General features: G+C 64.2%; 6 protein-coding genes. 3 read left to right on the top strand and 3 right to left on the bottom strand.

The genetic code is table 11. The features are described from left to right. A partial coding sequence (gene upp / locus AC1P6P_RS15500) for a uracil phosphoribosyltransferase (protein WP_481403344.1) occupies nt 1-482 on the bottom strand: 482 nt, incomplete at its 3' end. A 234-nt stretch (nt 483-716) separates the two neighbouring features. Between upp and AC1P6P_RS15495 the strand changes: the two genes are divergently transcribed. The 3 genes from AC1P6P_RS15495 to AC1P6P_RS15485 all read left to right on the top strand — a co-directional run bounded on the left by AC1P6P_RS15495 (nt 717) and on the right by AC1P6P_RS15485 (nt 5,062). Next, entirely contained in the window at nt 717-1,880 is a 1,164-nt protein-coding gene (locus AC1P6P_RS15495; RefSeq protein ID WP_481403343.1) for a Gfo/Idh/MocA family protein, read from the top strand. 12 nt (nt 1,881-1,892) lie between these two features. Then, on the top strand, nt 1,893-3,254 hold the full coding sequence (locus AC1P6P_RS15490) for a Gfo/Idh/MocA family protein (protein WP_481403342.1): 1,362 nt from the start codon (nt 1,893-1,895) through the stop codon (nt 3,252-3,254). 122 nt (nt 3,255-3,376) lie between these two features. Then, nucleotides 3,377-5,062, top strand: coding sequence for an ATP-binding protein (locus AC1P6P_RS15485; RefSeq protein WP_481403341.1), 1,686 nt, complete (start codon nt 3,377-3,379; stop codon nt 5,060-5,062). Here the strand turns inward: AC1P6P_RS15485 and AC1P6P_RS15480 are convergent. Continuing rightward, nucleotides 5,059-5,832, bottom strand: coding sequence for an acid phosphatase (locus AC1P6P_RS15480; RefSeq protein WP_481403340.1), 774 nt, complete (start codon nt 5,830-5,832; stop codon nt 5,059-5,061). The genes AC1P6P_RS15485 and AC1P6P_RS15480 overlap by 4 nt on opposite strands. A gap of 61 nt (nt 5,833-5,893) precedes the next feature. Continuing rightward, on the bottom strand, nt 5,894-7,966 hold a 2,073-nt coding region (locus tag AC1P6P_RS15475; protein ID WP_481403339.1), incomplete at its 5' end, for an efflux RND transporter permease subunit.

The raw sequence follows: 7,966 nt of genomic DNA, 5'->3' as shown, positions 1-7,966 counted from the left end.
AGCAGGCACATCAGCCGGAGGTTGTTAACGCCGCGGTCCTTCAGCATGTCGACGGCAGCGATCGAGGAGTTGCCGGTGGCCAGCATCGGGTCCATCACGATCACCAGCCGGTCGGCGATGTCTTCCGGCGCCTTGAAGTAGTATTCCACGCTCTTCAACGTCTTGGGATCGCGGTAGAGGCCGATGAACGCCACGCGGGCGGACGGCACCAGATTCAGCATCCCTTCCAGAAACGCCATGCCGGCGCGCAGGATCGGCGCGAACACCAGCTTCTTGCCTTCGATCGTCGGCGCCTTCATCGGCGACAGCGGCGTTTCGATGTCGATCATCTCGACCGGCAGCTCGCGCGTGATCTCGTAGCAGAGCAGCATGCCGATCTCGTTCAGCAGCTCGCGGAACTGCTTGGTGGAGGTCCCCTTCTTCCGCATGATGGTGAGCTTGTGCTGAACCAGCGGATGATCGACCAGTGTAACGCCGTCCATGTCCTGAGACTCCCGAGCCTGCCCTGAGTTAGGATTTGTCGCGGCGCGACGCAATACGCCCATCGGACGCGGAATCACACCAACATGTGGAAATCGCGATGACCTGCGCGCTGTTGCTGATTTCTCGCACAAAATGCCGTGAGCGCCTCGCCGCTGGCCGGCGGCGGTGCTAAGCTGATTCTGGTACCGGTAACATAAGACCCCGTGCATCGGGGCGATTTAGAGGGAATGTCCATGATCGATTCGGTCAATCGCCGTAACGTGCTGATGAGCGCCGGGACCGCCGGCCTGATCAGCAGCCTGCCCGCCTTCGCTGCCGAGGGCGGCTTCACCACCGAAGCGGCCCCCGCCGGCTTCGACCCTGCCCCGTTTGCCAAGCAGTCGCTCAATTTCGCGGTGATCGGCCTCGACCACTATCACATCATGGGCATGACCGCGGCGGTGCAGCGCGGCGGCGGCAAGCTGGTAAAATTCTACGCCACCGATCCCAAGGCGATCGCCGATTTCCGCGCCAAGTTCGGCAACATCAAGCTGGCCAAGAGCGAAGACGAAATCCTGGGCGACAAGTCGATCAAGCTGGTGTGCGGTGCCCCCATTCCCGACCTGCGCGCCCCGCTCGGCATCCGCGTCATGAAGGCGGGCAAGGACTATCTGTCGGACAAGCCGGCGATCACCACGCTCGAGCAGCTTGCCGAAGTACGCAAGACCGTCGCCGAAACCAAGCGCAAGTTCGTCATCATGTATTCCGAACGCCTTGAGGTGAAGGCGGCGATCCAGGCCGGCTATCTCGTCGATTCAGGCGCCATCGGCAAGGTGATCCAGACCATCAATCTCGCCGGACACCGCATCGGCAATGTCGATGCCGGCGGACGCCCCGCCTGGTTCTGGGAAAAGGAACGCATCGGCGGCATCCTCACCGACATCGGCTCGCACCAGATCGAGCAGTTCCTCTATTATACGAAATCGACCAGCGCCAAGGTGGTGGCCTCGCAGACCGGCAACTTCAACCATCCGCAGCACCCGACGTTTGAAGACTTCGGCGACATGGTCGCGGTCGGCAACGGCGGCACCGGCTATATCCGCGTCGACTGGTTCACGCCCGACGGACTGCCGACCTGGGGCGACGGCCGCCTCTTCCTGCTCGGCACCGAGGGTTATATCGAGCTGCGAAAATACGTCGATATCGCGGGGCGCAAGGGCGGCAACCATCTGTTCATCGCCGACAAGAAGGGCGTGCGCTACATCGACTGCAACAATGTCGTGCTGCCGTTCGGACCGCTGTTCGTGCGCGACATCCTCGATCGCACCGAGCACGCCCAGAACCAGGACGAGGCCCTCCTCACCGCCGAACTGGTGCTGATCGCCGAAAAGAACGCCACCAAGCCGGTTATCGCATAAGGACGCCTTTACATGACTACTTCCCGCCGTTCCATTCTCAAATCGGGCCTCGGCCTCGCGGCCGTTTCCGCGTTCCCCGCCATCATTCCGACCGCCGCCTTCGGCGCCAATGATCGCATCAATATCGGTGCCATCGGCGTCGGCCGCATCAGCCGCGTTCACGACATGAAGGAGGTGTTCAAGATCGCCGACGCCCGCATCACCGCGGTGTGCGATCTCGACACCAAGCGCCTCGCCCTCGGCAAAGAATTCGTCGACCAGACCTACACGACGAAATACGGCAGCGCCTGGACCTCCACCGCCACCTATTCGAATTACCACGACCTGCTCGCCGACAAGAGCATCGACGGCGTCCTGGTTTCGACGCCCGACCACCAGCATGCCATCCTGGCGGTGCACGCGGTGCGCGCCGGCAAGGACGTCTATCTGCAGAAGCCCGCGTCGCTGACCATCGCCGATGGCCGCGTCATGGCCGACGAGGTGAAGAAATCGGGCCGCGTCTTCCAGATCGGCAGCCAGCAGCGTTCCGACGATCCGTGGCCGCAGTTCCGCCGCGCCTGCGAACTGGTGCGCAACGGCCGCATCGGTGAGCTGAAGCATGTCGAAGTCGGCCTGCCGGGCGATCCCTCCGGCCCCGAAGCGCCGCAGCAGCCGGTGCCGTCCAATCTCAACTACGATGCTTGGCTCGGCTCGACGCCCGAGGTCTACTACACCGAAATCCGCGTCCATCCGCAGAACGATTTCAGCCGTCCGGGCTGGCTGCGCTGCGAGCAGTTCGGCGCCGGCATGATCACCGGCTGGGGCGCGCACCATGTCGATACCGCCCATTGGGGCATGGACATGGAGCATTCCGGTCCGGTGGAAATCTGGGGCGACGCCGAATTCCCCAAGTCGGGGCTTTGGAACGTACACGGAAAATTCCTCACCCATGCGCGCTACGCCAACGGCGTTACCATGGACATTTCCGGCGACCTGCCCAACGGCATCAAGTTCATCGGCAGCAAAGGCTGGATTTTCGTTACCCGCACCGGCGAAGTGACCAAGGACGATCCTTCGCATGGCCAGAAGCAACTGCCGGCGCTGATGGCGAGCGATCCCAAGATTCTCGAAAGCGTCATCGGTCCCAACGAAATCCACCTCTACGCCTCGACCGAGCAGCACGCCGACTTGATCAAGGCGATCCGCAGCCGCGCCGCGCACGCCACTGACGCGGAGATTGCACATCGCGCCTGCTCAACCTGCCTGCTGCATTTCTCGGCCATGCACCTGAAGCGGCCGCTGCACTGGGACCCGGTCAAGGAGCACTTCAACAACGACGACGAAGCCAACGCCATGCTGAGCCGGCCGCAGCGAAAGCCATACACGTTCGGCTAGATGTCGCGCCGCTTACAATTCGGCGTACGTAGTTCCCACAAACTCCCCGTTCAAGATCACAGCTTGGGCGGGGAGTTCGCATTTCTTAACCGCCGTGTGGTCTGCTTTCGTTTGACAGGACATTGGAGCGCGCCCTGAACGATCACATTTCCGCTGTTGCGATGCTGGACGCCCAGGGCGAAATCCTGGAAGGCATGGCGCGCGGCGTTTCCCTCAACGAGACGGCCAGACGGATTGCGCTGCTGGTCGAGCAACTGGTGCCGCCGGCATTGTGCGCCGTGTCGCTGGTCAGGCCCGACGGCAAGCGCCTCAGGCCGCTCGCGGCTCCGAGCCTGTCGCATCACTATTTCACCGCGCTAGAAAGCGTTGCGGTCGCGCCGGAAAGCGGATCCACCGGCACGGCAGCGTGGCGCCGCGAACCGGTCATCGTCACCGACACCGCCACCGATCCGCTATGGAAGAACCTGCAGGATTTCGCCTTGGCGTGCGCCATCCGTTCGAGCTGGGCGCTGCCGATCCTGCACACCGACGGCAGCGTGCTCGGCGTGCTGGCGCTTTATTATCGCGAACCGCGCACCCCCGAAGACTGGGACTGGAGCGCCCTCAATTCCTGCATCAAGCTGATCCGCATGGCGCTCGCGACCGAGCGGCGCACACATGAAATGCGCACCGAAGAGGCGCGCTGGCGGATCGGTTCCGAAGCCGCCGGCGTCGGCACCTTCGCCGCCGATTTCGCTACCGGCACCGACGTCTGGTCGCCGCGGATGCGCAAAATCCTTGGCGTCTCCGACGCAGCGCACGCAAGTTTCGAGACCTTCGTCGAGCTGATCCATCCCGACGACCTCGCCGCGTTCCTCAAACGCTTTCCCAATGCGCCCCATCACAAGGCCGACAAGCCGTGGCGGGAGGAAATCCGCATCCAGCGTGCCGACGACGGCGAAATCCGCATCATTGCCACTGCCGGCACGGTGATCGCCGATAGCGACGGCCATCCTACCCACATTGTCGGAACCATCTACGACGTCACCCAGCGGCGCCAGCATGAAGCCGAACTGGAAACCGCCAAGGCCGACGCCGAAGCCGCGAACCGCGCCAAGAGCCGCTTCCTCGCCGCCATGAGCCACGAGCTGCGCACGCCGCTCAACGCCATCATCGGCTTTTCCGACATGATCCGGAATCGCGTTTTCGGGCCGCTGGCGCCGCCGCGCTACGCCAACTATGTCGAGGACATCCACAAGAGCGGCACACACCTGCTCAGCCTGATCAACGACGTGCTCGACATGGCCAAGATCGAGGCCCAGAAATTCGAACTCGCGTGCACCGAGTTCGCGCTGCAGCGGCTGGCCGAAAGCGCCTTGATGCTGGTGCGCCCGCAAGCGCTTGCCAAGGGCATCGAGCTGGCCGACGACATCTGCGATTGCGAGCTGACGCTCAACGCAGACGAACGCGCGCTCCGCCAGGTGCTGGTCAACCTGCTGTCCAATGCGGTGAAATTCACCAGTTCGGGCGGGCGCGTGCGCCTGTTCGCGGAACGCACCGAAGACGGCGGTCTGGCGCTCGGCGTCGAGGACGACGGCGCCGGCATGACGGCGGACGGACTTGTCACCGCGCTCGAGCCGTTCGGTCAGGTGCAGCGCGAAGTCGCCACCGAGCGCTCCGGCACCGGCCTCGGCCTGCCGCTCGCCAAGGCCATGATCGAAGCGCACGGCGCCGAATTCCACATCGAAAGCGAACTCGGCGCCGGCACCCGCGTCTGGGGCACCTTCCCGCCCGAAGCCGTCGTCAGCGCCAAACGCAAAGCGAGCTAAGGCGCGGGCGCGAAGATGTTCTGCGAGACGAGACCCTTTTCCGCCTCGCACGCGGCGGGGGTGGATTTCTTCAGCCGCTTGAATTCGGACTGCGCCGCGCGGACGTCGCTGCGGTAGGACGCGGTTGCCCGCACCGCCGTCATGGTGACGGTGGCCGAGAGCCGCCCGGCATCCACCGCGCTGGCGTTATGCGCGCCGCACACGATCCGGCTTTCGCCATAGGCGCGGCCACGCGCCATGATCTCGGACGCGCGTTCCGGCACCACATCGGCCAGCACCAGGGCCCAGGTCCAGCCGCCGGTGGTGTGGCCCGACGGGTAATCGTAGCTGCCCTTCAGATCATCCTTTGACTGACAAATCTCTCCTTCGTCGATCAGGAATGGACGCAGCCGCTTGTTCTCACGCTTGGCGATATTGGTTTCGCGCTGGGTGTCGTTGCCCGCCTTGGCGAGCAGCTGCATCAGATGCGGCACCTGCTGCGCCGTCAGCGTCGTGCCCAGCGCGCAGGAAAAATCCGCCAGCATGTCGGCGTTCTGATAGTTGGCATCGTGGGTCGCCATGTCCCAGCGCGGCGTGCCGATGAAGCGGCGGGTCGCCTTGAAGATCGCCCGGTCGGCGTCGTAACGCGCCTCGCCCGCCACCGGCGCCCGCGGCAGCACCGACATGATGTCGATGGCGCCGGGCGCGACATAGCCCTTGTGCCCATGGATATCCTGCGCCACTGCCGGCAAAGCCAGCACCACCACGAGCACCAGACCGATCGTCCGCATGCGACTCCCTCCGGTTCGTCCGCCTTCGGAGTACTGCCGGGCGGGAGCCGTTTCAAGCGGCCTACTTACGGTGCACCAGCAAGAACAGCGCCGGGATCACCGCCAGCGTCAGCACCGTGGACGACACCATGCCGCCGATCATCGGCACCGCGATGCGCTGCATGATTTCCGCGCCGGTGCCCGACGCCCACAGGATCGGGATAAGGCCTGCCATGATTGCCGCCACGGTCATCATCTTCGGCCGCACCCGGTCCACCGCGCCCGAGGTCACCGCTGCGATCATCGCCGACCGCGTCAGCGGCCCCTTCGCCCGCGCCTCCTCCAACGCATGGTTGAGGTAGATCAGCATCACGACGCCGGTTTCCGCCGCCACCCCGGCGAGCGCGATGAAACCGACCGCCGCCGCGACGCTCATGTTGAAGCCCATCGCCCACATCAGCCAGAACCCGCCCGCCAGCGCGAACGGCAGCGACAGCATCACAATCAGCGTGTCGGAGAGGCGGCGGAAGTTGAGCCAGAGCAGGAACAGGATCACCAGCAACGTCGCCGGCACCACGATCCGAAGCCGCGCGTTGGCGCGTTCCAGGTATTCGAACTGGCCCGACCAGCGCACATAATAACCGGGCGGGAATTTCACCTGCGCGGCGACGGCGCGCTGGGCATCGGCGACATAGCCGCCAAGATCGCGGTTGTGGAAATCGACATAGACATAGTTGACGAGTTGGCCGTCTTCGGTGCGCACCATGGTCGGCCCGCGCGGCATCGTGATCTTCGCCACGGCGCCCAGCGGCACCGCACCGCCATCGGGCAGCGACACCAGCGTGGCGTCGGCGAGCGCCTGCGGATCGCTGCGGACATCGCGGGGATAGCGCACCACCACGTCGTAGCGCTCGCGGCCCTCTACCGTGGTCGTGACCACCTTGGCCCCGACGGCACTGGCGACCGTATCCAGCACGTCGTCGATGGAAAGGCCATAGCGCGCAATTTCGGCACGATCGGGCGCGATATCGAGGTAATAGCCGCCATTGATGCGCTCGGCATAGGCGGAGGTCGTGCCGCGCACGCTGCGCACGGCCGCTTCCACCTGCTTCGACAGCGTTTCGATTTCGCCGAGGTCCTTGCCGTAGATTTTCACGCCCACCGGCGTGCGGATACCGGTGGACAGCATGTCGGTGCGCGCCTTGATTGGCATCGTCCAGGCGTTGGAAATGCCGGGGAACTGTAACGCCGCATCGAGCTTGGCGATGAGCTGATCAGTGGTCTCGCCGTGCGGCCACAGCGCCTGCGGTTTCAGGTTGATGACGGTCTCGAACATCTCCACCGGCGCCGGATCGGTGGCGGAACTGGCCCTTCCAGCCTTGCCCCAGACGGAGTCGATTTCGGGGAACGATTTGATGATGCGGTCCTGGGTCTGCAGGACTTCCGCCGCCTTGGTGATCGACACGCCCGGCAGGGTCGTCGGCATATACAGCAGTGTGCCCTCGTTGAGGGTCGGCATGAATTCGCTGCCGATCGCCAGCATCGGATAGAGACTGACCAGCAGCACCGCCGCCGCCGCGCCAAGCGTTTTCCACGGATGGGCCAGCACCATGCCGATCACCGGACGGTACGCAGCAATAAGCGCGCGATTGATCGGGTTCTTGGCTTCCGGCGCGATTTTGCCGCGCACGAACAGCGCCATCAACGCCGGCACCAGCGTCACCGACAACAGCGCCGCCGCCGCCATGGCGAAGGATTTGGTGAACGCGAGCGGATGAAACAGCCGCCCCTCCTGCTCTTCCAGCGCGAAGATCGGGATGAACGAAACAGTGATCACCAGCAGGCTGAAGAACAACGCCGGGCCGACTTCCATCGCCGCGCCGATCAACACTTTCGTTCGCGGCACATCCGGGGGCGCGCGTTCCAGGCGCTTGTGGGCGTTCTCGATCATCACGATCGCCGCATCGACCATGGCGCCGATGGCAATCGCGATGCCGCCGAGGCTCATGATGTTGGAGCCGATGCCGAGCGCACTCATGGCGATGAAGGCAATCAGGATGCCGACCGGCAGCGTGAAGATTGCGACCAAGGCACTGCGGGCATGCATCAAGAAAATAAAGCACACCAGCGCAACGATGACGCTTTCCTCGAACAG

The sequence above is a fragment of the Rhizomicrobium sp. genome, from assembly GCF_056722145.1.
Note: the sequence above shows the minus strand (reverse complement) of the source record. Positions and strands in the feature narration are given on the sequence as shown.

Excerpts from the sequence above, each read along its gene's own strand:
- AC1P6P_RS15495 (WP_481403343.1), top strand. The coding sequence starts at position 717 with ATGATCGATTCGGTCAATCGCCGTAACGTGCTGATGAGCGCCGGGACC.
- AC1P6P_RS15490 (WP_481403342.1), top strand. The coding sequence starts at position 1,893 with ATGACTACTTCCCGCCGTTCCATTCTCAAATCGGGCCTCGGCCTCGCG.
- AC1P6P_RS15480 (WP_481403340.1), bottom strand. The coding sequence starts at position 5,832 with ATGCGGACGATCGGTCTGGTGCTCGTGGTGGTGCTGGCTTTGCCGGCA.